The 24,930-nt window shown below is 31.9% G+C and carries 29 protein-coding genes and 1 riboswitch; of the genes, 23 read left to right on the top strand and 6 right to left on the bottom strand.

The window, feature by feature from the left end:
• Positions 1–114: 114 nt before the first annotated feature.
• Both CPG45_RS03610 and CPG45_RS03605 read right to left on the bottom strand, forming a co-directional pair.
• Positions 115–543, bottom strand: coding sequence for a PIN domain-containing protein (locus CPG45_RS03610; RefSeq protein WP_096230673.1), 429 nt, complete (start codon positions 541–543; stop codon positions 115–117).
• Complete coding sequence (locus tag CPG45_RS03605; RefSeq protein WP_096230672.1) at positions 533–778, bottom strand: CopG family transcriptional regulator; 246 nt, start codon at positions 776–778, stop codon at positions 533–535. Before CPG45_RS03605 ends, CPG45_RS03610 begins: the two co-directional genes overlap by 11 nt.
• 374 nt (positions 779–1,152) lie before the next feature.
• On the opposite strand from CPG45_RS03605, the gene CPG45_RS17300 reads away from it, so the two are divergent.
• The 6 genes from CPG45_RS17300 to CPG45_RS03580 all read left to right on the top strand — a co-directional run bounded on the left by CPG45_RS17300 (position 1,153) and on the right by CPG45_RS03580 (position 3,883).
• Positions 1,153–1,341 carry a hypothetical protein gene (locus tag CPG45_RS17300; protein ID WP_231968975.1) on the top strand — a complete coding sequence of 63 codons (189 nt, stop codon included), beginning with the start codon at positions 1,153–1,155 and terminating at the stop codon, positions 1,339–1,341.
• A gap of 108 nt (positions 1,342–1,449) precedes the next feature.
• A complete protein-coding gene (locus CPG45_RS17295) occupies positions 1,450–1,596 on the top strand; it encodes a helix-turn-helix domain-containing protein (protein ID WP_231968973.1) in 147 nt (48 codons plus the stop codon).
• A gap of 226 nt (positions 1,597–1,822) precedes the next feature.
• The gene (locus CPG45_RS03595) at positions 1,823–2,218 is read left to right on the top strand and encodes a hypothetical protein (RefSeq protein WP_096230671.1); all 396 of its coding nucleotides are present in this window, start codon (positions 1,823–1,825) and stop codon (positions 2,216–2,218) included.
• A gap of 253 nt (positions 2,219–2,471) precedes the next feature.
• The gene (locus CPG45_RS03590) at positions 2,472–2,672 is read left to right on the top strand and encodes a hypothetical protein (protein WP_096230670.1); all 201 of its coding nucleotides are present in this window, start codon (positions 2,472–2,474) and stop codon (positions 2,670–2,672) included.
• Between the two features lie 85 nt (positions 2,673–2,757).
• Positions 2,758–3,426: a hypothetical protein gene (locus CPG45_RS03585; RefSeq protein ID WP_096230669.1), complete on the top strand. Its 669-nt coding sequence runs from the start codon at positions 2,758–2,760 to the stop codon at positions 3,424–3,426.
• A gap of 223 nt (positions 3,427–3,649) precedes the next feature.
• Positions 3,650–3,883 carry a LuxR C-terminal-related transcriptional regulator gene (locus tag CPG45_RS03580; RefSeq protein WP_096230668.1) on the top strand — a complete coding sequence of 78 codons (234 nt, stop codon included), beginning with the start codon at positions 3,650–3,652 and terminating at the stop codon, positions 3,881–3,883.
• A gap of 103 nt (positions 3,884–3,986) precedes the next feature.
• On the opposite strand, the gene CPG45_RS03575 is transcribed toward CPG45_RS03580, so the two are convergent.
• From CPG45_RS03575 to CPG45_RS03555, 4 genes are all read right to left on the bottom strand, one after another.
• On the bottom strand, positions 3,987–4,412 hold the full coding sequence (locus tag CPG45_RS03575; RefSeq protein ID WP_096230667.1) for a helix-turn-helix domain-containing protein: 426 nt from the start codon (positions 4,410–4,412) through the stop codon (positions 3,987–3,989).
• 1,700 nt (positions 4,413–6,112) lie between these two features.
• Positions 6,113–6,400, bottom strand: a complete 288-nt coding sequence (locus CPG45_RS03565) for a hypothetical protein (protein WP_096230665.1) — start codon at positions 6,398–6,400, stop codon at positions 6,113–6,115.
• A gap of 225 nt (positions 6,401–6,625) precedes the next feature.
• Positions 6,626–7,108, bottom strand: coding sequence for a helix-turn-helix domain-containing protein (locus CPG45_RS03560; protein ID WP_157732318.1), 483 nt, complete (start codon positions 7,106–7,108; stop codon positions 6,626–6,628).
• Between the two features lie 203 nt (positions 7,109–7,311).
• Positions 7,312–7,548 carry a transposase gene (locus tag CPG45_RS03555; protein ID WP_231968967.1) on the bottom strand — a complete coding sequence of 79 codons (237 nt, stop codon included), beginning with the start codon at positions 7,546–7,548 and terminating at the stop codon, positions 7,312–7,314.
• A gap of 319 nt (positions 7,549–7,867) precedes the next feature.
• Between CPG45_RS03555 and CPG45_RS03550 the strand changes: the two genes are divergently transcribed.
• The 17 genes from CPG45_RS03550 to CPG45_RS03470 all read left to right on the top strand — a co-directional run bounded on the left by CPG45_RS03550 (position 7,868) and on the right by CPG45_RS03470 (position 24,803).
• On the top strand, positions 7,868–9,481 hold the full coding sequence (locus tag CPG45_RS03550; protein WP_096230663.1) for a S41 family peptidase: 1,614 nt from the start codon (positions 7,868–7,870) through the stop codon (positions 9,479–9,481).
• 77 nt (positions 9,482–9,558) lie between these two features.
• Positions 9,559–9,729, top strand: a riboswitch (cobalamin riboswitch).
• 288 nt (positions 9,730–10,017) lie between these two features.
• Positions 10,018–10,965 carry an ABC transporter substrate-binding protein gene (locus tag CPG45_RS03545; protein ID WP_096230662.1) on the top strand — a complete coding sequence of 316 codons (948 nt, stop codon included), beginning with the start codon at positions 10,018–10,020 and terminating at the stop codon, positions 10,963–10,965.
• 1 nt (position 10,966) lies between these two features.
• A complete protein-coding gene (locus CPG45_RS03540; RefSeq protein ID WP_231968966.1) occupies positions 10,967–11,956 on the top strand; it encodes a FecCD family ABC transporter permease in 990 nt (329 codons plus the stop codon).
• 2 nt (positions 11,957–11,958) lie between these two features.
• Complete coding sequence (locus CPG45_RS03535; protein WP_096230661.1) at positions 11,959–12,759, top strand: ABC transporter ATP-binding protein; 801 nt, start codon at positions 11,959–11,961, stop codon at positions 12,757–12,759.
• The gene (locus CPG45_RS03530) at positions 12,752–14,134 is read left to right on the top strand and encodes a cobyrinic acid a,c-diamide synthase CobB (RefSeq protein ID WP_096230660.1); all 1,383 of its coding nucleotides are present in this window, start codon (positions 12,752–12,754) and stop codon (positions 14,132–14,134) included. The genes CPG45_RS03535 and CPG45_RS03530 overlap by 8 nt, the downstream gene beginning before the upstream one ends.
• The gene (locus CPG45_RS03525) at positions 14,125–15,642 is read left to right on the top strand and encodes a cobyric acid synthase (protein ID WP_096230659.1); all 1,518 of its coding nucleotides are present in this window, start codon (positions 14,125–14,127) and stop codon (positions 15,640–15,642) included. The genes CPG45_RS03530 and CPG45_RS03525 overlap by 10 nt, the downstream gene beginning before the upstream one ends.
• On the top strand, positions 15,642–16,601 hold the full coding sequence (locus tag CPG45_RS03520; protein WP_096230658.1) for a cobalamin biosynthesis protein: 960 nt from the start codon (positions 15,642–15,644) through the stop codon (positions 16,599–16,601). Before CPG45_RS03525 ends, CPG45_RS03520 begins: the two co-directional genes overlap by 1 nt.
• Positions 16,598–17,083: an ECF transporter S component gene (locus CPG45_RS03515; protein ID WP_096230657.1), complete on the top strand. Its 486-nt coding sequence runs from the start codon at positions 16,598–16,600 to the stop codon at positions 17,081–17,083. Before CPG45_RS03520 ends, CPG45_RS03515 begins: the two co-directional genes overlap by 4 nt.
• 12 nt (positions 17,084–17,095) lie before the next feature.
• On the top strand, positions 17,096–17,827 hold the full coding sequence (locus CPG45_RS03510; protein ID WP_096230656.1) for an AIR synthase related protein: 732 nt from the start codon (positions 17,096–17,098) through the stop codon (positions 17,825–17,827).
• Between the two features lie 39 nt (positions 17,828–17,866).
• Positions 17,867–18,919 carry a threonine-phosphate decarboxylase CobD gene (cobD, locus tag CPG45_RS03505; RefSeq protein ID WP_096230655.1) on the top strand — a complete coding sequence of 351 codons (1,053 nt, stop codon included), beginning with the start codon at positions 17,867–17,869 and terminating at the stop codon, positions 18,917–18,919.
• Positions 18,910–19,464, top strand: coding sequence for a bifunctional adenosylcobinamide kinase/adenosylcobinamide-phosphate guanylyltransferase (gene cobU / locus CPG45_RS03500; protein ID WP_096230654.1), 555 nt, complete (start codon positions 18,910–18,912; stop codon positions 19,462–19,464). Before cobD ends, cobU begins: the two co-directional genes overlap by 10 nt.
• 91 nt (positions 19,465–19,555) lie before the next feature.
• A complete protein-coding gene (gene cobS / locus CPG45_RS03495) occupies positions 19,556–20,305 on the top strand; it encodes an adenosylcobinamide-GDP ribazoletransferase (RefSeq protein ID WP_096230653.1) in 750 nt (249 codons plus the stop codon).
• Between the two features lie 76 nt (positions 20,306–20,381).
• Positions 20,382–20,702 carry a GNAT family N-acetyltransferase gene (locus CPG45_RS03490; protein WP_172856467.1) on the top strand — a complete coding sequence of 107 codons (321 nt, stop codon included), beginning with the start codon at positions 20,382–20,384 and terminating at the stop codon, positions 20,700–20,702.
• A gap of 331 nt (positions 20,703–21,033) precedes the next feature.
• Positions 21,034–21,675 (top strand): glycerol-3-phosphate responsive antiterminator, encoded by a 642-nt coding sequence (locus tag CPG45_RS03485; RefSeq protein WP_096233448.1) that lies wholly within the window; start codon positions 21,034–21,036, stop codon positions 21,673–21,675.
• Positions 21,633–22,574, top strand: a complete 942-nt coding sequence (locus tag CPG45_RS03480; RefSeq protein WP_096230651.1) for a carbohydrate ABC transporter permease — start codon at positions 21,633–21,635, stop codon at positions 22,572–22,574. Before CPG45_RS03485 ends, CPG45_RS03480 begins: the two co-directional genes overlap by 43 nt.
• Positions 22,571–23,404: a carbohydrate ABC transporter permease gene (locus CPG45_RS03475; RefSeq protein ID WP_197702837.1), complete on the top strand. Its 834-nt coding sequence runs from the start codon at positions 22,571–22,573 to the stop codon at positions 23,402–23,404. Before CPG45_RS03480 ends, CPG45_RS03475 begins: the two co-directional genes overlap by 4 nt.
• Before the next feature lie 25 nt (positions 23,405–23,429).
• A complete protein-coding gene (locus CPG45_RS03470) occupies positions 23,430–24,803 on the top strand; it encodes an ABC transporter substrate-binding protein (RefSeq protein WP_096230650.1) in 1,374 nt (457 codons plus the stop codon).
• Positions 24,804–24,930: the final 127 nt, after the last annotated feature.

Here is a 24,930-nt window from a genome sequence, read left to right as displayed (position 1 = left end):
ACAATAAAAACATGCGGATAGTAGTATAAAAGCTCAACTACCACCTGATTTAGGCAAGTGGCAGTTGAGCTTTTATACTACTAAATTTTTTAATGATTCAAGATTACCTTCATTTTACAAAAATGGATTTATCACTTTTATTTTATTAAAATATTGCCCAGAATTTAAATCCTCGCTTAATATTATATCGCAATTAAGATTTATTGCACTGCAGATTATAAGAGAATCCCAAAATGAAATCATATAACGCTGTCCTATTTGAATTGCTTCAAGTATATTGTCAACACATGGTGTATCCAATTTCCAAAGTCCGAGATCTGAAATAATTTGTGATGCTTGGAATGAAGACAAAGGTTTTTTAACCTTTTTTGTAATGGTTACGTAAAACTCTGACAAGACCTGGGTACTCAGACAACCCTTTCTTGTATTCCACAATTCTTTTAATAGTTCTTTCGCAATTTCGTGTTTTTTACCGGCAGATGTATCGTGAGCATAAACTAAAATATTCGTATCAACAAATTGCAAATCAATATTATCTTTCATATAAATCCTCTCTATCCCATGTAGTTTTACCTTCTGTACCTAAATCAATATTATTTTCTAATATGTCAATATGGTGTAATCTAGCTTTCTCGTACAAATCCTCCTTTTTAACCATTTCTTCTAATGTTTTGGTTAAAAGCCCAGATACAGATGTTTGCTTATTTATAGCTAAATGCTTTATCTTTTGTAATAAATCTTTAGGTAATGATAATGTAATATTCTGCGTCTTATTCATAATATCGCCTCCACGTAATTTAGTATAGCACATATTTACGTGTATATCAATATATTTATTTGCCGATGAATGCCTTGAAAAAAATATGGGAGTCCGATATGGAATATTAAATCTAATGGTAAGGGTTCAATTACAATTGAGTTTAATTTAAAAGTCAATAAAGGGAATTTTAAAGCAGTATTTATTACACCGGATAATAGAGTAATAAAAATACTTGAACAAAGTGAAAGATGTATAAAAACAGGTCTCTTAAATTCAATACCATGTCCAGCTGTAACTTTAAAAGAAAAAGATTTAAAAATTGCATTTGTCAAGTGAAAAATTTTAGTGTAACATAGACAATATTTTGCGGCACTAATGCAATAAATATTGCGATGAAGACAAAAAGACAAGCAGAAATAAGTGGAGAAGAATATTATTGCCATCTATTTAAAAATTGGTACTGTATTGCGATAGATTATTATGAAAGAGAAATAATAGCATATCTCGACATGTCAATGTTAAACATTGGTTGTCTAAAACAAGAAAGCGTGATACTTTGGAAGATTGCGGATTATAATTGAAAAATGTCTTTGGTATATGCATGAGAAAGATGATTTATTGGGTTCAAAGCTTGATCATATTGACAGATTGATATTATCTATATGGCATGCAAATATGAAAGGAAAATTGTGTTGAAGGAAATAGGAATTTCAGAGAGGACATTGCGTAGACATATAGAAAAACTTTATACATTATTTAACGTAAGTAACGACTTGGGAATTGTCATGAAAGCCATAAATAATGGCATAATAGATGTTCACGGAAACTTATTATAAAAAATACATCTATTGACCGAAAAACGGTCACAGTTTTGACAATATATTACATAAAGTGACAATGCATGGCAAAAAAATTGACCTAATTTAGTACCTTCCCATATGAGGACAATTGGATTATAATAACATTAACAGAAATTGGCGCCATTTCCTGCAGATAAAAACGTAGTCAATATGCTTTTTGGTACCGAGAAGCATATTTGACTATAAAAAGGAGATGTATGGTATGATAAAAAAACTGGTTTCACTGCTTCTAGTTGCTGTACTTTTTACAATTTCAAGTTTTAGCTTTGCTTTTGCGGTTCCTACCAGTAATGTGTTGCCAAGGATTCTATCAATTGATGCAGAACAAAAGAGTACTGCGGAGTATGACAGATTTCTTAAAGATGTCGATAACTTTAAAAAATTTATACAAGCTCAAAAACCTAATCAAGGCTCGTTGTCAGATGATGCATTCTTATTAAAATGTGCGATTAAATACCACAATCAAAAGGTATCTAATGGGGAATTAGAAGGACCGTTACTTGATCTAAACGAAGCGATGGATTTAAAAGCTTCATCATCACAAGTAACGATTCAGTCAGCGGGGATAACAAAATCTTTTGTAAGAGCTCAATTGTGAACGGCTGCAGAATTGGCCTCTATTGCAGTTCCCAAAGCAGCATTTTTCCTGCAGCATTCTTTACAGGATAATCCCAGCGATGAATATCTCCCATCGAGTGATTCGATAGTACCCTGAGATAAAGGGAACTAAAGCGTACAAAAATGCTATTGCTCCTTTTAAGAGTTCTAGCAGTACGAGTCAAATAAGCTATCCAGTATTTACGGCAAGCAATTCAAACTGGGATTTATATTTAGCTTTACATGATACTACAATGTACAGCTATTCATCAGGCAAATCGATAACTTCATATGTTACAGATACGTATGATTTTCAACCTAAAAATTGGGGTGGATATGGATCCGGAATCCCATATGCCGCGGTAACACTAATCAATAATTATGGTGTATATGCTCAGTCTGTAGGAGCGATAGTAAAATACCATATTTGTATAACTGTCCCTGATACTAAGTAGTATTATCAAAAAATTTTGGGAATGTAGTGGCTGTTTAGATTTTTAAACAGCTACTACATTTGCTATATGATATGAGGTGATAGCAATGAATTTACATACACAATTGTACTTAGGCGATTTAGGCAATCGCATGTGTTATACATATGAAATATTTCTAATTAATATAGCTATACTAATGATTGTTTGGCTTGGCTTTTCACTTTATAAATGGAGACGGTCTGGAAATAGAAACCTCATAAAATGGTGGGGGATAACAGTTGGTATTCTTTTTACTTTGGGATTGTGCATACTGATATTTGCCGAGATATTTTCTGGGCCTCAATATACTGTTGCATCCAAAATTGGCATCTACATTCCAAGATCAGTTAATGTACTGGAAAATAACTATACAAGTGCTAGGGACCAAGAGTTACATTATATCGTTATAAAGTTCAATAAGTCCCAAATGAATACTTTCATAAAATCTGCAGAAGAAAAAGGATGGAAGTTTGGAACTGTCATCCCGTACTCATTAGCAAAATCGCTGCCAGAGCATAACCTAAAGCTTGAGGGAAAATATCCATTTCCAAAAGTCAAAAAGGATGGATACTATTATTTATATACAAATACAAAGTCAGAAAAAGATACAAATTCTTCTTTCATAACTAACTACACAACTAATAAGCTATTCTTTTTAGATATTAAATCAGGAATATTGTATTTTTATTATGATAGCTTTGAACTTGCGTCGGACTTGCGTTTTGAACCTCATTAACACAGTATGCTTTTTAGATACTACACATTTCATTTGATAAATGGCCTTTCGGGGTCTATTTTTTATACCTAAAAATTTTTTTAAATAAACTGTAACAAATTCCTGAGAAATTTTGTTTTATATTATGGAAGAAAAAATTGGTGAGGTATACATATTCACTGGCATTAGAATACAAAACTTATAGAGGTTTATAATTCATGAACATGGTAAAGGGAGTGAAAAAATGTTTTTAGTGGAAACAAAACTTGATAATTTAGACAAATTAATTTTATCATCATTGGCCCGTAATGGAATCAGAAAAGTAGTAGCAGATGATGTAGGTATATCAGAGCGGACATTAAGAAGGCACATAAAAAAACTTTATACTTTGCTAAATGTTCAAAATGATATTAAGTTAGTATTAACTGCTATAAATGCTGGAATTATCGATTCTTATGGCAATATATTAATTACATAATTATACAGATGAAAAAATTCACTGATATAAATTACAACAATAATACTCGATTTTAAAATGTTGTAGCGTAAACTAATGGAATAATGCGCAGGATAATTTTTATTTATTTTTTGAATATATAATGGAGCATCATACATGTCGCTGCTAGCTTATATTTTTTTTCATAGTTAATTGAGTTAGTATCATTCATAAAATTTTCGACATCTTGTTTTTCCAATCCTGCATAAAGTGATATAGTATCATATTCAAGGCCGAATATTTGTACGAGTACATCAATAACTCCTTTTATTCTTTCATCTTTATCAATTTTCATTCCGTCTGACAGAAGAAAGATTAAATCGGTAAAAAAGAAGCCTTTTAAATTATCTGATAGATCGTTTATTTCTCTCTTTCCATTTATATAATCTGAAAGCCAATTAATGTCAATACCTGTTACTTTACTTAAAGTGTTCAATGTAATTTTGTATTCTTCAATAACGGTCAGTAATTTTTTTCTAATTCCTACACTATCATATTTTGTAATTTTCATGTGTCACTTTTCTTCCTTTCTTTTAATTTAATAAGATTTTATAACATAGATTACATAATAGCAATAGAATACAAAATTAATAACAATAAAAATGTTATTAATACATGGTTAAATGATATATGACCGAAAATCGGTTACAGTTTCGACATTGTATTACATAAAGTGACAATGTATGACAAAAAGTCTGACCTAATTTAGTACCTTCCCAAATGAAGATAATGGGTTTATAATAACATTAACAGAAATTGGCGCCATTCCTTGTAGATAAAAATGTAATCAATGTTTTTTTCTGGTATTGGAATATCATATAAACCACAGAAAAGGAGTTACAAAAAATGATTGGCTTAATAAAAAAATGTTCAAAATTATTGGATAAACTTTACCATAATTGGCTTAGATGGTATTATTATGCTCATTAATTCTATTATATCTATGAATTATTTTACAAGCGTAAGTTACATAAAGACGTAATCATCTTATTATTTATGTATATTGGATATCTGCTTATTTAACAAGAGAATTAAGTGGTGTAGTAATATTGGAAAATGTTTTATTGCATGTTCATTGATACAATTTCAAGTAATTCTCAGTGAGAAATTTGTATGTTATATATTAATGGAAAGGATTGAATGTTAACATGATTATTAATCCAACAATATTTCAATTATTTAGTGTTTATGTTACACTAAAAGTTTTATATTAGCATATACACTTTAAGAATATTAAAAAACTTCCTAAGATATGTAATAACATCTTACGAAGTTTTTTAATATCTAAGTTCTTAATAAATCAGATTTATAGTCTATAAAATGGATTAGAGTGGGTTTTATCGGAAATGCTGATGCTACCCCTTAGTGAAAGCAAATAAAGCTCCTAAGGCAGCAAATAAAATTGAATATATAGGCTTTAGAAAAATGAAATGAATGGACAAGATTCCTATTATATTCAAAAATACAAATATAACATATAGTATTAAAGCAAATATGACAGGATAATTAAGTATTTTTATTATTCTTTTAGGTAAGTTAATTTTAAGTAGATAAATAACAAATATAGTAATAAAAGCCGCCATAAAATAATAAAAAAAAGGAACTGAAATATATTCATACATTATATCAAAAAATCGATTTATAGGTTTATAATATAATGTTTTTTCATAATATCTCATGTATACTAAACTCAGCAAAGCTATTAGAGCAAAAACTCCTTCATATGATAACATATTTTTTTTCATATTTTAAAGCCCCCTTTTAGTTGTTTATAAATTATACTATATATTATTATTGCAGGCAATGTTCATGAAATAAATTGCAGCTTTGAGGAGTAAATTATTTATTATATAACCATAATAAACCAAGTATATGACTGCATTTAAATATTTGTTTATATCTAATAATTTATATTTTCTGCATAGCTGATGGAATTATTTTTGTCAAGTAATTGTCGGCAAATTTTTTCTCCAACTTAATTCGCATAATATTTTGTATGTGACAAATTTCCATACAATTGTTTTTTGCATCATCATTGTCTTAATATTACTTTCTTTACTGATTTTTTATTCATTAAAACATTTATACCTAAGTTTATTCCTTTATTACACTGCGGCCATTTGTTTTAGTTGAATCTTCAAATGGTGACTCTTTTTCTTTTGTATGGTTATAGGGTTTTTGTCTGAAGCTTTGGCGCTACGCTCTAGATTTCTAAGGATTAGTAAGGTCAAATTTGACACTTACATATCTGTATGCTTTCATGCCATAAACGTAAACTCTACAGTCCAATATTGAATATGGAGGTGCATCAGACCTAAAAGCTGATATTTTTGAATTATTGATCTTTGATGTAGTTAATTTAACTTCTGATTCTGGAATTTTCCATTTCCAAACATATCCTGTTTCTGGATCAGAAATATTAACAATTATTTTAGTATTATTGTCTGAAGTATCTGCAGCAAAGACATAACTGAATCTAGAAACTGAAAGAAGTGCCACAACTAAAAATAAATTTCTTTAACATTTTAAAACATCTCATTTTTACAGCAATAATACTATTTCGACGTCTAAATTGCATTAATGACTACTTTTTATTAAACATAAAATAGTCCATTTATCTGTTTGACTATATTATAAACCACGATTTAACATTTGAGAAGGTACGAAAAACGGTCATTTTTTTCGATTTTATGACCGCTTTTCGGTCACTGATAAATTTAATAATTACAGCAATATCTCGCCATGTGAATCTATAATACCGGCATTAAAAGCAGTCATGACTAATCCAACATCGTTACTTACGCTCATTAAATTGTATAATTTATTAATATGCCTTCTTAATGTTCTTTCTGATATATCAATATCCTTGATGACTATCTTTCTTAAATAATTACGTGCTAACGATGATAATATTAATATATCAGTATCATCAATTTTTGTTCCAATTTCAGATGATATCTCACTTTTTTGAGATATACATTCTTCAAGATAAACCACTATATTTTTCAGGATAGTACTTTGTTCACTGATGTTAGGTATACCAATCCGTGAAATATCAAGATATCCCATTGTTTTGCCATTGTAATTGTCTCTTATCGGCATTGCTGTACAATACCAATTATTGAATAAGTCATAGCTATGATCTTTACCGCATATTTCAGTTAAAGTATTGTATTTCATGGCCAGCATTAGTACCACATTTTTCAATCCTTAAGCTATTACCTTCTTTAAGTTCAATTCGATAAAATAATCAATCAAATGGTTGTTGTGTATAAGTTTCATTATGTAGCCGTTTATGTTACAGAAAATAAAGAAAATATCCTTCTTTAAGAAGCACTTTATATTTAGAGCATTAGCTTGTTCATATATCTATTGAATACGCTGCTTTTGTACTTCTTTACGAGCTATTATTATTCCTTGCCCAAATTTATAATATTTGTCGCTTGAAGCTTAAAATACAGGTATGTCATTGATATAAGGCATAACAATCTATCTATTGATTTTGTTGAGCGTACTCGATACGTATTCAGTCCAAGATTATTCTTTGTTTGCCTAAAGAATATTTCTATAGGCCATCTTTGACTATAGTAATTTAGAATAGTCTCAGTATCTAATTCAGTATCAGTACAAATAAATGATTTTATCAAAACTATTTTCATCTTAAATGCTTGTATGTAGGTAAAAGTTACATTATTTGATACTGCAAGGTTGTCGAAAGCTGCCGGTAAAATATATTTAAAAACTCCTTTTTTTTTTAAGCATTAAGTGTTAAACTCGGATTATGGAAACTATTTTTCTGCAGATTTTTTTGTTTAACACTTTAATTTTATTAGAAAAAAGGGAATCTCCATATATTTTTGCAAAAAATTTTTCACTTTATTTTGTTATCAAAAGGCTTTTTTTAGCTATTTCGATGTTTTACCTGCCGAATTCAAGTTTACAAATAATAGTGGAGGTAATAAGTAGATGAAGAAGGTATTGAAGATTGCACTAATAGTTGTTATAGTGCTTGGAATCGCATTGACAGGGGTATACTATGCAATTTTTAATAGTCCTGTTCATGTAACAACCAAAAATATTGGCAATGAAAAACCATTGACCGTAGAGCAGAAACTTGAAGACTTTGAATATATGTATAACATTATGAAAGACAATTTCCCGTATTTTGAAGTTAAAAAGAGGACACTTGGATATGATTGGCTCGCACACAAAAGTGAATTTGAAGGATGGGTAAAGAAAACAAAAAACGATATAGAGTTCTATAATACAATGAATAGAATTCTTGCACTATTGCAAAATGGACATACAGGTATTTTAAGTCCGGATTATTATAAAATGTTTGTTAAATTATATGGCAGTATACCATTAGTTAATGGACCATGGAATCAAGTATTAAATAACAAAAATGTGGTAAATAGGTATAAATATTGGGGCAAGATAATAAATGAAAAACAATATGTTATTCCAGTTGTCTTTAAATATTTCGAAGGAAATTATGCAGCAATATGCGATATAAATAAAGATGATCCAAAAAAATATGGCATTGAAAGAGGAAGTATATTAAAAAAGGTTGGAGATTTAACTATAGATGAGTACATAAATTCTCTAAGAGATAAAGCATTTTTACAATATGATTTTAAGCGAAATATATTAAAGAAAGACCAATTATTGATATATACTAAAAATATAGAGAATATTAAGCTGATACTGTTGACACCTGAAGGAAAATCTATAGAAAAGGAAATAAAAAGCATAGAATATACACCACCTAAGTCAGATAATAATAAACTTCCCAATTATCAGAGCTTAATATTGAAAGAAAATAGAATCGCATATTTGAAAGTAAGAAGTTTAGATGGTTTGTCTGTTGATAAAGACCATGATGGTATATATAAATTTTTAAAAAGCATAAAAGATTATCCATATTTGATTATTGATATAAGAGGAAATGGTGGTGGAAGTGATTACTATTGGATGAAAAATATAGTCCCATATCTTACAGATAAAGCTTTGAGTGCCAGTAATTATTTAGTTATAAGAAACGGAGATTATATAAAACCATTTTTTAAAGCGAAATTTGGACCAGGTTTTAATAGTTTAAAATCGACTAAGGAATTACCGGACAATCTCAATTTTCCATATGAGCTAAGAGGTGATTTTGGTAAATTTTCTTATGATGCAAGAACTGTATCGTCTAAGGACCCAGTTGGCTTTAAAGGTAAGATATACATTCTTACAGATGGATATGTATATTCATCGGCAGAGAGTTTTGCTGCATTTGCAAAAGCGACAAAATGGGCGACACTTGTCGGAACAACTACAGGCGGTGATGGCATAGGAACAGATCCGGTTTTATGTGCACTTCCAAACAGCGGTCTTGTTTTCAGGTTTAGTGCAGATATGGGTATAAATCCTGATGGAACTATAAATGAAGAGAAACATACTTCACCTGATGTATATGTAGAACAATCTTATAATGATTATTTTAAATTAAGCATTGATGATTATAAGAAAAATGACTTAAATGATATGCTTAAGTATGATACAGTTGTAAAAAAGGTTCTTGAAATTGCAAAGTAAATTAAGATAAAAAAATACAAAGAAAGATAAAATATTTACATTGACGCATTTTTATTTTCGTCCTATAATATAGTTAAAATTGAATTAAGTCTTAAGGTCCGAAAGGATAATAGGGAAAGCGGTGTGAAACCGCTGCAGCCCCCGCTACTGTAAGCGATGATGAGATCCAAAGTACCACTGGTATACCGGGAAGGTTGGGTTAAAGATGAATCGCAAGCCAGGAGACCTGCCTTAAGATTAGTTTACACCTTCGGAGGGGAGGAATGGTACATATGAATTATGTGGTTATTGGGCTTACCTCGAGGGTAAGCCTTAATTTTATGTTTTAAAGACTTATACTTCGCATTACTGCGTCAGTCATCGGCTCAAAAGCCCTCACATATTTCACTATATGCTTAGGCTTTTTCGAATTGACTTTCTTGTCCTATATCTAAATCTTTAAAATGTTAAAGTAGTTCGTTATATGCTTACCATTATATTGTAAATATGAGCAAAGATAAATTTCAAAGATTTTTAAGCTAAAGGAGAGGATTTTAATGAAGAAGTTTAAAAATATTTTAATATTCACAATCATATCATTACTTGTAATATCACTTGCTGCATGTTCACAGAAAACAGCATCGAAGTTTGCATCAAATACCGAAGCTAATAAAACAGAAGTGAAGACTACATTTCCATTAAAAGTGACAGATTTTATGGGAAGAGAAGTTACAATAGATAAAGCACCTAAAAGGATTGTATCGCTATCGCCGTCAACAACAGAGCTAATTTACGCACTTGGCGCAGGTAAGAAAGTCGTAGGTGTTACAGATTATGATGATTATCCGGAAGAAGTTAAAAGCGTAGCAAAAGTTGGTGGATTTAAAGGACCAAATATGGAAGCTATTGCGGCACAGAAGCCTGACATCATTTTTGCATCAACACTTTCAGGCAAAGACCAGATGGATGCACTTCAGAAGACAGGTATACCAGTACTAGTTCTTGAAGCAAAGGATATCAATCAGATTTACGATTCAATAAAGATAATTGGACAGATTACTGGAAATGAGAAAAAAGGCGATGAAGTCATTCAAACCATGAAAGACAAAATAAAGGAAATATCCGATAAAGTAAAAGATTTACCAAAAGTAAATACATTCTTTGTTGTTGATACAAATGGAAATTTTACGGCTGGCAAAGGTACTTTTATTGATGAACTTATTAACTTAGCAGGTGGAAAAAATGTCGCAGATGATGTAAATGGATGGGCACAGTACAGTATGGAACAATTGCTGCAAAAGAATCCGGATACTATAATAACATCACCACATGCCAGCAACTCAAATAACATAAAGGATATGCAAGGTTACAAGGATACAAAAGCTGCTAAAGATGGAAAGATATTTATAATATCGAATGATGACATTATAAACAGAGCATCAAATAGAATAGTCTTAGGACTTGAAGAAATAGCCAAAGATTTACATCCGGAGGCTTTTAAATAAAGTGAAGATAAAGTACAGTGTATATTTCATAATAACACTTATAATCTTGCTTGCATCACTGATGCTTTCAGCATCAGTAGGTGCAGCAAAGATACCTTTAAAAGAGTTAATTAATATACTTTTAGGTAGTGGAAACCCTACTAACAGAATGATATTGATGCAATTAAGACTTCCGAGAGTTGTTGAAACAGCCATTGTTGGTATGGGTTTATCTGTCACAGGGACATTTTTTCAGGGCTTATTGAGAAATCCTATGGCAGATCCTTATGTCCTTGGGATATCATCTGGTGCAGCACTCGGTGCGACAATAGCAATAATACTTGGCATAGGTTTATTTGGACTTCAATTTGCAGCATTTTTGACAGCGCTTATAACTATTTATGCTGTATATATGCTATCAAAAAAAGGCACAAAGGTATCCATGGCAACAATGCTGCTGGCAGGTATTGCCATAAGTGCATTTATGTCATCACTAATATCTTTGATGATGCTTCTACACCATGACCAGATGTCACAGATAGTCTTCTGGACTATGGGTGGCTTTAGCCTTATAACATGGAGTGAAGTGTTTTACACCACACCTGTAATTATAGTGGGCAGTACCATTTTATATATATATTCAAGGGATTTAAATGCAATTATAACTGGTGAAGAAATAGCTGAGCACCTTGGTATAGATACAGAAAAAGTGAAAAAAGTCATCTTAATAGTAGGGTCAATAATTACGGCTTCATCTGTATCGGCAGGTGGCATTATTGGATTTGTAGGTCTTATAATACCACATATATCCCGGCTTATTGTTGGTTCAGATAATAGAGTATTAGTTCCATATAGTGCGATTACCGGCGCAGCCTTTTTAGTTCTTGCTGATACATTGTCGAGGATAGTATTGGCACCGGCAGAGATACCGGTTGGCATAATAACAGCGGCATTTGGTGGACCATTTTTCCTTTACCTTCTTATAAAGAATAAAAAGAGTGAGGTAGTTTAATTATGTCGATTATAAAAGCAGAAGATGTTAGCTTTAAATATGGTGAAAATGAAGTATTGCATGGAGTAAATTTTAATATCGATAATTGCAAAATGATAGGGATTATTGGACCTAACGGATGTGGAAAGACGACACTTTTAAAAAATATTTCAGGATATTTTAAACCATATAAAGGTAACATCTATATATCTGGAAAGGATATTAATAAAATGACAGCGAAGGAGAGGGCAAGATACATCGGTTATGTTCCACAGGAGCTGTCATACGATTTTGACTTTAGCTGTAAAGACATAGTGATGATGGGCAGAATGCCTTATTTAAGAAGGTTTCAAAGAGAAGGAAGAAATGACCTTAGAATTGTAAGGGAATGTATGGAATTGACAGATACATGGGATTTTAGGGACAAGTCTATAAATGAGCTTAGCGGCGGTCAAAGGCAAAGGGTATATATTGCAAGGGCATTGGCACAAAAGCCAAGGATATTGCTTCTTGACGAGCCTGTATCGCATTTGGATATAAAATATCAGGTAGATATACTATCATTATTAAAAGACTTATCATATGAAGGTATTTTAATATTAACAATTTTACATGATATAAATCTTGCATCGCAGTTTTGCGATGAAATATTGATGATGTCAAATGGCGATATAGTATCTGAAGGCGCACCAAATAAAGTATTGACAGTTGAAAATATTGAAAAAACCTTCTCGGTAAATGTAGAAATAATGGAAAATCCTATTACAACAACGCCGTATATTATCCCAACTAAGAAGAGAGAGGAGAATCTAAAAGTTGTATAAGGCATTTATGCTAGCTGGTACTAATTCCGGTGTCGGTAAAACAACAATCAGCCTTGGTATAATGGGTTACCTTTCAAAAAAGTTTAATGTAATGCCATTTAAAGTTGGTCCTGACTATATAGATACATCATATCATAGATTTGCGACAGGAAATTACTCCTGCAATCTCGATCTTTATATGCTTGGTGTAAAAAATTTAAAAGAATTGTTTGCAAAGTATACAAAAATGGGTGATGTTTCTATTATCGAAGGCGTGATGGGGTTGTATGACGGCATTGATACAACTAAAAAGGGTAGTAGCGGTGATGTTGCAAGGCTTCTAAATGTACCTGTAATACTTGTTGTCGATGCATCTGAAATGGCTGCAAGCGTTTCAGCTATGGTAATGGGATATATTAATTACGATAAAGATGTCAACATAAAAGGGGTAATACTCAATAAAGCTGGTGGCGAGGACCATTATAGACTTTTAAAAGAATGTATTAAAAGAGACCTGGGCATAGAGGTTTTTGGATATTTGCCATCTGATGTTGAATTAAGTCTACCCGAAAGACACCTTGGATTAGTTCCAACATGTGAAATGAAAGGCCTTAATGAAAAATTTGATAGACTTTATACGTACATTGAGAAATATATAGATGTAGAAGGAATTCTTGACTCTTGTAATATAGAATTAGATGATGAAGTGGATAATGGTAACTTATATGTTAACGCAAAAGATAAAGTAAGGATAGCTTTTGCACATGATGAAGCATTTAATTTTTATTACCAGGATAGCTTGGAGATATTAAAAAAGATGGGAGCAGAATTAGTTCCTTTTAGCTTGTTATATGATAGCAATCTTCCGGTTGGTATATCCGGTATATACATTGGCGGAGGCTTTCCCGAGATGTTTACAGAAAAACTTAGTTTAAATAAGAAAATGATTTCTTCCATAAAAAATGCGATTGAGAAGGGGATGCCGGTATATGCTGAATGTGGAGGCTTGATGTATCTTACAAAGAGCATCAAAGACCTCGAGGGGAATACATACGATATGGTTGGAATATATGATGCATATACGGTTATGACAAAAAGATTAAATCACTTTGGATATGTTGAAGCAGAAGTATTAAGTGATAATGTGCTTTTTAAAAAAGATGATATGATAAGAGGTCATGAATTTCACTATTCCAAATTGGAAGGCTATGTAAGGAATTTTTCGTACATTGTGCATAAACCAAAAAGAAATGAGAGCTGGCCATGTGGATATGTTTATAAGAATTGCCTTGCTACATATGTTCATATCAATTTATATACATATCCTGATGCTGCCAAAAGATTTATAATTAACTGCAATAATTTCATAACAGGGGATGTATGCAAATGCCGTTAAAAATAATGTTACAAGGAACTGGATCATCTGTAGGAAAGAGCCTTCTGGTTACTGCATTATGCCGAATTTTTAAACAAGATGGATATACTGTTGCGCCATTTAAATCACAGAATATGGCTCTTAATTCCTTCATAACAGAAGAAGGGCTTGAAATGGGAAGGGCACAGGTTGCACAGGCTGAAGCAGCAGGTTTAAAACCGACTGTCCTGATGAATCCTGTTTTATTAAAGCCAAGCTCTGATAAAAACTGTCAAGTAATATTAAGGGGTAAGGTCTATGAAAATATGTCTGCACAGGAATACCAGAAGTTTAAACCAGAGCTTCTAAGTATGATAAAAGAAGATTTTTATAAACTGAGTGAAGGGCGTGACATAATTGTAATCGAAGGTGCTGGAAGCCCAGCGGAAATAAATCTTCGCGATAGAGACATTGTAAATATGGGTATGGCAGAGCTTGTAAATGCACCTGTTCTTTTAGTAGGCGATATAGACAAAGGCGGTGTATTTGCATCTATAGCAGGTACTTTGCTCCTTTTAAATGATGACGAAAAAAAGCGTATAGAAGGCGTAATTATAAACAAATTTAGAGGGGATATCGAAGTATTAAACCCTGGTATCACGATGCTTGAAGACATAATACACAAAAAAGTGTTGGGAGTTGTTCCACACATGGATGTTATAATTAATGAAGAAGATGGCGCAACAGATAGATTCTATAGATGTGGTAAAAATGGGTCAATCGATATTGCGGTAATAAATCTCCCGCATACATCAAATTTCACTGATTTTGAGCCCCTCGAAAAAATACCTGATGTAAGATTAAGGTATATCAATAAGGGTGAAAAAATAGGAAAATGCGATGTTTTGATAATACCAGGTTCCAAAAATACAATTGGAGATTTAAAAACTCTAAAGAGCAATGGATTTGTAGAAGAAATATTCAAATTAAGGAGACAGGGTTCTTTTATAGTCGGTATATGCGGTGGATACCAGATGTTGGGAAGGACAATACTTGATCCACATATGATAGAAGGTCCTATAAGCGAGACAGATGGAATTGGTCTTTTAGATATGCAAACAGTTATAGAGGATAAAAAGACTACAACACAGGTTAAAGCTAATATATCTAATGAACTGCCCGAAATACTAAGACCTTTAAAAGGATTGCCCATAAGTGGTTATGAGATACATATGGGTAAGACAGTTGTGAAAGATAAGCCTTTATGCCATATGACAGATAGAAATGGTAAAAAGGTTGATATTGATGATGGCTGTGTAAGTGAAGATGGAAAAGTATTTGGAACATATATTCACGGAATCTTTGAAAACAGTGATTTCACTAAGGCATTTATAAATATGATAAGGAAGTACAAAGGGTTATCACAAATTGATTATGTAGAAGATTATAGACAATTTAAAGAAAGAGAATATGACAGACTTGCAGACATTGTAAGAAGAAGCATTGATTTAAAAAGAATCTATGAAATAATGGAAGGTTACAGAGACTGATGGATGTTGTATTTGCGTATATTATTGATTTGATTATTGGTGATCCAGAGTGGTATCCACATCCGGTTAGATTGATCGGAAAAACGATAGAATACCTTGATACTAAATTAAGAAATATTGCAAAGAGTGATAAAGCTGAAAAGACGGCGGGATTTTTCCTTTGCGGGATTACGGTATTAACTACATTTTTGACTGCATATTTATTGTTATATCTTTCAAACTTAATTAGTACATATTTAAAATATATAATTAATGTTATCCTGATTTATACATGCCTTGCAACAAAAGACCTAGCAAAATCGGCGAATAAGGTTTATGAACATTTATTGGATGGCAATTTAATGGAAGCAAGAAAAAAGCTTTCATATATTGTGAGCCGTGATACAGAAAAATTAAATGCGAAAGAGATATCAAGAGGGGTTATAGAGACAGTTGCTGAAAATATCTCAGATGGGATAATTGCACCACTTTTCTATGCGTTTATAGGTGGAGCACCACTCGCATTGGCATATAAAGCTGCAAGTACCCTTGACTCCATGGTTGGGTATAAAAATGAGAAATATATAAATATAGGCTTTGCATCTGCTAAGCTCGACGATATTTTGAATTTTATACCAGCTAGGATAACCGGTTTATTGGTAGTCATGGCATCATTTTTTGCTGGTTATGACTATAAAAATGGCTTAAAGATTCTAAAAAGGGACAGACTGAAACATGAAAGCCCCAATAGTGCCCATGGTGAAGCTGCAATGGCAGGTGTTTTAAATATTAAACTTGGTGGGCTTAATTACTATTTTGGCAAACCAGAGATAAAACTACAACTCGGGGATGGTGAAAATGAAATAGAGATAGAGCACATAAAAGACAGCATAAAATTAATGTATGTAACATCATTTTTGGGACTTATAATGTTTTTCATAATAAAGATATTAATAATTAATTGGAGGTATATATTATGAATGGAAAATCAACATCATTAAAAAATGTCAAGACATTAACACTTGTCGCAATGCTTATAGCCATGAGTGCGGTAGGAGCTCTTATAAAAATATATAATACTGTCGCATTTGATTCACTTCCAGGATATTTCGCATCACTTTATTTCGGCGGCTATATAGGCGCTATAGTTATATCCATAGGACATCTTTTTACAGCATTGACATCGGGATTTCCACTAGGCCTTCCAAACCACCTTATAATAGCTGTATCAATGGCAGTTTACGCGTATTTCTATTCGCTGACATATAAAAAGTTCAATATCTATGTAGCTGTAATAGTTGGAACCATATTAAATGGACCTGTAGCAACACTTATTTTTGTACCGGAATTTGGTTGGGGATATTTTACTCAGATGGTATTTCCACTAACTATTGCATCTTTTGCTAATGTACTTTTAGCAGCATTATTGTATAAAGTTATTGCACCAATATTAAAGAAATGATGAGGTACTGCCATGATTGAAAGATACAGGGACATAGTAATTATATATGAAGAAAAAGATGTATATGTTGTATCATGTGACAGCCTTGGAGCTATTGGAAATAAGCCGGAGGACAGACTAAAAGATGATGAAGAATCTGTCGGAAGATCCGTAATAAAAGTGGCCCTTTCTGAAGCATTATGTGTTGGGGCAAAGCCGATTATTATATCTGATACACTTTCAGTAGAAATGAATCCGACAGGTGAAAAAATAATAAAAGGCATCAAAAGTGAACTTGAGGAAAATGGGCTCGGTGATGTTATGCTGACAGGTAGCACTGAAGAAAATTTTGAAACGTCTATGACAGGTGTTGGTATAACCGTAATTGCAAAAATACCAATAGAAAAACTTAAAATTAAAAAAGTTAAATCAGGTATGAAAGTTGGGCTTTTAGGTTATCCACGTGTAGGAATTGAAGTCTTGACTATGAAAGATTTACTTGAATTGAAGGATTATATAATGATATCAAAATGTGATGAAATTGTTGAAGCAATACCTGTTGGTTCAAAGGGAATAAAATATGAGCTTGAGGTTTTAAAAAAAATATCTGGGTTAAATATAATTGAGGAATACCCGGAAGACCTCGACGTTTTAAAATCTGGTGGCCCATCAACATGCTGTATTGTTGTATATAACGATGAAGATGCTAGAAAGATTCAAAAGCTTACAGATAAGCCATTCACTCATATAGGAAAACTTGCGTAAACAACTCTTATTATAATAGAGAAGGGAATGGAAAATTCCATGGAACAGTATGAACATGGCGGTAATATATATATGTATAATAAAAAAATAATTGACTTTAGTTCCAATATAAATCCGCTCGGTATGCCAGAATGTGCAAAGGACGCCATTGACATTACATCTTTGTCAAAATATCCTGATATAAATTATGTAGGGCTAAAAAGGGCAATATCTGAATACACTGGATGTGATACTAATAATATTATAGTCGGAAATGGTGCCGCAGAGCTTATACATCTTTTTGTAAGAGCATTTTCAATTAAAAGACCTGTTATACCGTCACCAGCTTTTTCAGAATATGAAAGGGCAGTCGTGCTATCAGGTGGAGAGCCTATATTATATAAAATTGAGGAGAAGAACGGATTTAGAATTGATATTGAAAGATTAATTGATATGCTTAATGATTCTGACGCTGTCATATTGGGAAACCCTAATAATCCTACTGGACAAGCCCTTAATACAAACAAAATAAAAGAACTGATATTTAAGGCATATAAATTGAATATTCCCGTAATGATAGATGAAGCGTTTATAGAGTTCATTAAAGATTTTCATCAATATGAATCACTCCCTTTTATTGATGATTTTGACAATCTCTTTATTGTAAGAGCGGCAACAAAATTTTTTGGAATGCCGGGTATCAGGCTTGGCTATGGCTTAGGTAGTAAAAAAATAATTGATAATCTTGATAAACATAAGGAACCTTGGACAGTAAATGCTTTTGCTGATATAATAGGAAGGGCAATATTCAATGATAAAGAATTTATTGAAAGGTCAAGGCAATATGTCAATGAAGAAATTAAATATATGTTAAATGAACTTAAGAAAAATAGAAATCTACATGTCTATGACACAATGGTTAATTTTATACTAGTTAAGCTAAAAAAGGGTACTGTACACGAATTAAAAGAAAAACTTTTAAATAGAGGGATATTAATAAGAGATGCTTCCAATTTTAGATATCTTGATGAAAAATATTTTAGAGTTGCTGTTAAAAAACATGAAGACAACTTAAAACTTATAAAAGCACTGGAGGAAACAATATGCCTATAATAATGGTGACAGGTGGGGCAAGGTCCGGTAAAAGCGAGCTTGCAGAAGATATTGCCTTAAAAAAAGGGGTACATAGCGTTTTATATATAGCTACGTCAATACCATTTGATGATGAAATGAAAGACAGAGTAAAAAGACACAGAGAAAGAAGACCCTCCGAATGGGAGACCGTCGAAGCATATAAAGGAATTCATGATATTATTGCAAAATCAGATAAAAAAGTTATACTCCTTGATTGTCTGACTATTATGATATCTAATCATTTACTTGAAGTTGATATGGCGTGGGATAATATGAGCATTGATGACATCGATGATATAGAGAGAAAAGTTGGGATAGAAGTCGATAAAATGATAGATTCTGCAAAATCATATAATGGTGACGTAATAATTGTGACAAATGAAATCGGTATGGGATTAGTTCCAGAGTATAAACTTGGCAGAATTTTCAGGGATATAGCGGGAAGGATGAACAAAAAAGTAGCGAGTGCTGCAGATATAGTATATTTTATGGTATCTGGGATACCACTTAAAATAAAAGGATAGTTTTTTTCTGTCATTCTGAACGAAGTAAAAAATCTTAGACCCTATAGGAATATCATTAAGTATCTTTTTATAACAGAAAGGAATCTTAAATATGAGAGAACTAAAAAGGCTAATATTGAATATTCAATTTATGACGAGAATTCCAATACCAATAATCATCGATGTAAAAGAAGGAGACTTTTCAAAAGGAACAATATATTTTCCACCTATAGGGATTTTAATCGGATTAATACTTTCTGCATTTTATTATTTAGCAAGAAATATATTTCCCCGGGAAATAGTTATGACTTTTATTGTAGCATTATCGTATACCTTGATAGGTGCATTACATATTGATGGGTTTGCGGATACATTTGACGGATTATTCAGCAATAAAACAAAGGAAAGAATGCTTGAAATAATGAGGGACTCGAGGCTTGGCACAAATGGAGTCCTTGCTACAATATTTCTCGTATTATTAAAGATTTTATTCTTATCAAAAATCGATGCAAATATTATAATACCGACTCTTATTGTCATGCCTATGTTAGGACGGTTTGGTATATTGATTGCGGCATTCACATCAAAATCTGCGAGGGGCGGTGAAGGCCTCGGAGGTTTTATTATCGGAAAGGTGAAACTAAGAGAATTTATAATCGGACTTATCTTTGTACTTATTGCAGGATATTTTTTAATGCAGTATCTGTTATTTTTAAAGATTCTTATAATATCAATGGTTGTGTCTTATTTGACAACAAAATACATATGCCTTCGCATAGGTGGTATGACAGGCGATACATTGGGTGCAGTAAATGAATTTACCGAACTTATTGTTCTTATATCAATTTTTCTTTTAAAATAAAAAAGAGTCTAATTTTTCTATAGACTCTTTTTTATACTGAATTCTTTTTACATCCAATGTAAAAATGTTAAATGACATGGAGGTCGCATCAGGCTTAATATTAGCATCAAAATTGATAACGCCTGCAAAAGAAAGGGAGATAATTCAAAAACTTTCAAATGAACTGATTTTTGCAACAATAGATTTAAGTAATAATTGCTTAATTAGAAATATATGGTTAAACAGTGCAGACCATATAAATGGTATAGCTGAATTGGGTATATTCATAGGAAACAAAGATTATTGGAATAAAGGTTACGGGAGTGAGGCTATAAAACTTTTATTGGACTTTGCATTTAATATTCTCAATTTGTATAATGTTTATTTAAAAACATATTATATTATATTAAAGATATAATTGAAAAAGACAAAAGGAGCTTTAATATATTAATTAGAATTAACATAAACTTAACATATACTTAATATCCACATAACATTTCTTTTGTATTATTAAAAATGACAAGTAGATATAAATTTTTGGTTGGAGATAAAGAGAAACCGTTAATGGGATTAACAATTTCATAGAAAAATTGTTGGTCTTATTAAGGTTTCTTTTTTGTTGCCAAAAACGATAAAAGTGCGATATGCGCCTTCTTAATATGTTTGATTATGATATTTATAAAGCCATAATAAATATTTATAATGGAAGAATCCAAAAGGAATACACAAGATATATAGGAGGCAGGATTTTGAAGAAGGATGAGTTTATAAAAAAACTGATATGCCATAAATTGATTGCCGCTGTCAAAGAAGAAAAGCATATTGAAAAAGCAATTAATAAAAACTTAAGCGGTGTATTTTTACTTACTGGAAATATCGGTGTTATAAAGAGATATGTAGATTTGTATAAATCTTATGATATGTTTGTCTTTGTTCATATAGAAAAAATAGGTGGCATAAGCTTTGACAAAGAAGGACTGGAATTTGTTGCAAATTATGTTAAACCAGACGGCATTATTACTACTAAAAATAATCTCATAAAGCTTGCAAAAAAACTTGACATGCTGACAATTCAGAGGTGTTTTATGATAGATACAGACGCATTTAAAAAAACAATAGAAATTTCTAAAGAAACACAGCCAGATTTTATAGAACTTATGCCGGCATTAATGCCTGATGTAATTAGTGAATTCACTAAAAATGCAAAAGAGCCTGTAATAAGCGGTGGACTAATTAAAACAAGTGAACACATGATAAATGCTTTAATAAGTGGTGCAATTGCAGTATCAACAGGTAATCCAAAATTGTGGGACATAAATATATCAAAAATGTTAGAGGAGGTGTCACAATGGAGAGGTCAGAGACAATTACAAAATATGGTAAAACTTTAGATGATAGCAAAATAAAAGGTAATATTATAAGATTTAAAAATAGTATTGAGCCATATCTATATCTTCTTCCGTCTACTATAATTTTCGCAGCATTTGTATTTTATCCATTTTTAAAGACTATTTATATCAGCTTATTTTTGACAGATCCACAGGGTTATTTGAGCCAATTTGTGGGGGTAAAAAATTACATAGATATGTTTAAATCAACTGATTACCTAAACAGTATCTATGTGACGTTGAAATTTGTGGTTATGACAGTGCCATTTGCAATGATTATCGCGTTTATACTATCTATCTTTGCCAATGCAAAACTAAGAGGTATTGGAGTATTTAGGACATTATATGCATTGCCAATTGCAATATCATCAGCATCAGCTGCAGTTATATGGATGCTTTTATTTAATCCTAGCATAGGATTTATTAATTACATACTTAGTTTTTTCGGCATTCATGGAATCGGATGGCTTACAGATGCAAATTACGGCATGATCACTGTATCAATAGTAAATGTATGGCTAAATATAGGCATCAACTTCATATTTATGCTTGGAGGACTGCAAGGTATATCAAGAGAACTTTATGAAAGTGCCGAGATAGATGGGGCAAATATTTTTGTACAGCAGATTAAAATAACCATACCGATGCTTTCACCTACACTATTTTTCCTTCTTGTTATTAATATAATAAATACTTTCCAGGAATTTGGCGTGATCAATATTATGACACAAGGCGGCCCTGTTAATTCTACAAATGTCATGGTTTATTCAATATATAGAGATGCATTCTTTAATTTCAGATTTGGCAGTGCAGCGGCAGAATCGATAATCCTTTTTATACTGCTTTTAATATTTACATTGTTGCAATTTATATCTGGTGAAAAGAAGGTGTTTTACAAATGACAGATTATATGAAGTGGTTAATAAGGAGAATTTCACTTTATTTAGTTAATATTATTTTAGCCATTATCGTGATTTTTCCTATTATATATGCTTTGTCAATAAGTTTGATGCCTGCCAGTGAGGCATTTCAATATCCTCCAAAATTAATACCACATTCACTGTATTTGGGAAACTACATTGAAGCACTTAATTCTGTTCCGATACTACGATTTATACTAAATAGCTTTATAGTTTCGGCAATTGTCACCATAGGACAGATATTGACATCGAGCCTTGCAGCATATGCATTTGCATTTTACGAATTTAAAGGAAAGAATATAATTTTTGCGATATTTCTATCAACTATGATGATTCCCGGAGAGGCCATAATAATAGCAAATTACCTTACTATACGGCAATTAAACTGGTTAAATACATATGCAGGGCTTATTATACCATATCTAAGCTCAGCCTTGGGAATATTTTTATTAAGGCAGTTTTATTTAACTATACCAAAGGATTATTATGAAGCAGCACAGCTTGATGGCTGCAAAAGATTTGAATTTTTGATAAAAGTGGTAATGCCCCTTTCAAGGCCGGCAATCGGATCTTTAGCTGTATATTCTTTTTTGATGACATGGAATCAATACATGTGGCCAATCTTAATAACTAATACAGACAACATGAGGACAGTACAGATAGGCATAAGCATGCTACAATGGTCTGATTCACAATCATTTGGACTTATTATGGCAGGCGTAATCATGATCTTACTTCCATCAATAATAACATTTATATTTGGACAAAAGCAGCTTATAGAGGGCTTAAATGCCGGAGCATTGAAAGGTTAAAATATTAAGAGAAAGGATGTAAAAAATGAAAAGACTTAAGAGAATTTTATCTATTGCATTAATTGGAAGTGTATTATTATCAGCGACAGCATGTACAAATGGTACAAAACAGGCAACAACATCTAATGAAAAGCCAAACGAAAACAAAGTTATAGAGCTTACATTCTGGCATGCTATGGGTGGTAAAGGCGGAGAAGCAATAAATAAGATGGTGGAGGACTTTAATCAATCACATCCAAATATCAAAGTTACGGCACAGTATCAAGGAACATATGATGATGCATTAAACAAATTGAAGACATCTGAGCAGTCAAAAGCAGGTCCAGATATTATGCAGGTATATGATATAGGCACGAAATTTATGATTGACAGTAAATGGGCAACACCTGTGCAGAAATTTATTGACGAGGACAAATTTGATACATCTAAACTTGAGCCAAACCTTTTAAAATACTATACAGTTGATAATAAATTATATTCAATGCCATTTAATTCATCAACGCCAATATTGTATTACAATAAAAATGCATTTAAAGAAGCCGGACTAGACCCTAATAAACCTCCTAAGAATTTCAAGGAAATAGAAGAATATGGAAAGAAACTTTTGAAAAAAGATGCATCAGGCAAAGTTATACAATATGGATATTCAATGGCAATATACGGTTGGTTCTTTGAACAATTTATGGCAAAACAGGGTGCATTGTATGCGAACAATGGCAATGGCAGAGATAAAGCAGCAACAGCTGTAGCATTTAATAATGATGCTGGCTTAAATATTATCAACTGGTGGAAAAAGCTTGTTGATGAAGGTGTCGCAGGTAATTTCGGAAGGAAAACAGATGATACAAAGAATGCATTTATTGCAGGCCGTACAGCAATGATAATAGAGTCAACAGCATCATTAAAATCAATATTAGACGGTGCTGGTAGCAAATTTGAAGTTGGTACAGCATATTTACCTGCACTAAATGATAATAAAGATGGTGGAGTAGTAATAGGTGGTGCCTCATTGTGGATACTAAATAATAAATCAGATGAATACCAAAAAGCTGCATGGGAATTCGTTAAATTTATGGTATCTCCGAAAGAACAGGTATTTTGGAATGAAAATACAGGATATTTCCCTGTGACAAAGGAAGCTTATGATTTGCCTGAAATGAAGACACACCTTGAAAAATATCCACAATTTAAAACAGCTATTGACCAGCTTCATTCAACACCAATAAACACAGCAACACAAGGTGCATTAATAGGCGTATACCCTGAAGCAAGGCAGACAATAGAGAAGAATATAGAAAAGGTCTTAAATAACCAGGCAACACCAAAACAAGCCCTTGATGATGCAGAAAAGAGCATCAATAGCGCACTTGATAATTACAACAAGACTGTAGCAAAATAAAAAAGTAAAATAAAAAGCATACCTGAAATATGGTATGCTTTATTGACTTTTTGCCTTTGTTTTGTGGCTGTCTAAATATTCCGTAAAGTGTGCTATACTTATTTTAGGTGAATTATTACTAACATAT

This window comes from Thermoanaerobacterium sp. RBIITD, assembly GCF_900205865.1.
GTDB lineage: Bacteria > Bacillota > Thermoanaerobacteria > Thermoanaerobacterales > Thermoanaerobacteraceae > Thermoanaerobacterium.
The sequence above is the reverse complement of the archived record's forward strand: the minus strand, read 5'-3'. Positions and strand labels throughout refer to the sequence as shown.

Excerpts from the sequence above, each read along its gene's own strand:
- CPG45_RS03610 (WP_096230673.1), bottom strand. The coding sequence starts at position 543 with ATGAAAGATAATATTGATTTGCAATTTGTTGATACGAATATTTTAGTT.
- CPG45_RS03605 (WP_096230672.1), bottom strand. The coding sequence starts at position 778 with ATGAATAAGACGCAGAATATTACATTATCATTACCTAAAGATTTATTA.
- CPG45_RS17300 (WP_231968975.1), top strand. The coding sequence starts at position 1,153 with ATGAAGACAAAAAGACAAGCAGAAATAAGTGGAGAAGAATATTATTGC.
- CPG45_RS03595 (WP_096230671.1), top strand. The coding sequence starts at position 1,823 with ATGATAAAAAAACTGGTTTCACTGCTTCTAGTTGCTGTACTTTTTACA.
- CPG45_RS03590 (WP_096230670.1), top strand. The coding sequence starts at position 2,472 with ATGTACAGCTATTCATCAGGCAAATCGATAACTTCATATGTTACAGAT.
- CPG45_RS03585 (WP_096230669.1), top strand. The coding sequence starts at position 2,758 with ATGAATTTACATACACAATTGTACTTAGGCGATTTAGGCAATCGCATG.
- CPG45_RS03580 (WP_096230668.1), top strand. The coding sequence starts at position 3,650 with ATGTTTTTAGTGGAAACAAAACTTGATAATTTAGACAAATTAATTTTA.
- CPG45_RS03575 (WP_096230667.1), bottom strand. The coding sequence starts at position 4,412 with ATGAAAATTACAAAATATGATAGTGTAGGAATTAGAAAAAAATTACTG.
- CPG45_RS03550 (WP_096230663.1), top strand. The coding sequence starts at position 7,868 with ATGAAGAAGGTATTGAAGATTGCACTAATAGTTGTTATAGTGCTTGGA.
- CPG45_RS03545 (WP_096230662.1), top strand. The coding sequence starts at position 10,018 with ATGAAGAAGTTTAAAAATATTTTAATATTCACAATCATATCATTACTT.
- CPG45_RS03535 (WP_096230661.1), top strand. The coding sequence starts at position 11,959 with ATGTCGATTATAAAAGCAGAAGATGTTAGCTTTAAATATGGTGAAAAT.
- CPG45_RS03525 (WP_096230659.1), top strand. The coding sequence starts at position 14,125 with ATGCCGTTAAAAATAATGTTACAAGGAACTGGATCATCTGTAGGAAAG.
- CPG45_RS03520 (WP_096230658.1), top strand. The coding sequence starts at position 15,642 with ATGGATGTTGTATTTGCGTATATTATTGATTTGATTATTGGTGATCCA.
- CPG45_RS03515 (WP_096230657.1), top strand. The coding sequence starts at position 16,598 with ATGAATGGAAAATCAACATCATTAAAAAATGTCAAGACATTAACACTT.
- CPG45_RS03510 (WP_096230656.1), top strand. The coding sequence starts at position 17,096 with ATGATTGAAAGATACAGGGACATAGTAATTATATATGAAGAAAAAGAT.
- cobD (WP_096230655.1), top strand. The coding sequence starts at position 17,867 with ATGGAACAGTATGAACATGGCGGTAATATATATATGTATAATAAAAAA.
- cobU (WP_096230654.1), top strand. The coding sequence starts at position 18,910 with ATGCCTATAATAATGGTGACAGGTGGGGCAAGGTCCGGTAAAAGCGAG.
- cobS (WP_096230653.1), top strand. The coding sequence starts at position 19,556 with ATGAGAGAACTAAAAAGGCTAATATTGAATATTCAATTTATGACGAGA.
- CPG45_RS03490 (WP_172856467.1), top strand. The coding sequence starts at position 20,382 with ATGGAGGTCGCATCAGGCTTAATATTAGCATCAAAATTGATAACGCCT.
- CPG45_RS03480 (WP_096230651.1), top strand. The coding sequence starts at position 21,633 with ATGGAGAGGTCAGAGACAATTACAAAATATGGTAAAACTTTAGATGAT.
- CPG45_RS03475 (WP_197702837.1), top strand. The coding sequence starts at position 22,571 with ATGACAGATTATATGAAGTGGTTAATAAGGAGAATTTCACTTTATTTA.
- CPG45_RS03470 (WP_096230650.1), top strand. The coding sequence starts at position 23,430 with ATGAAAAGACTTAAGAGAATTTTATCTATTGCATTAATTGGAAGTGTA.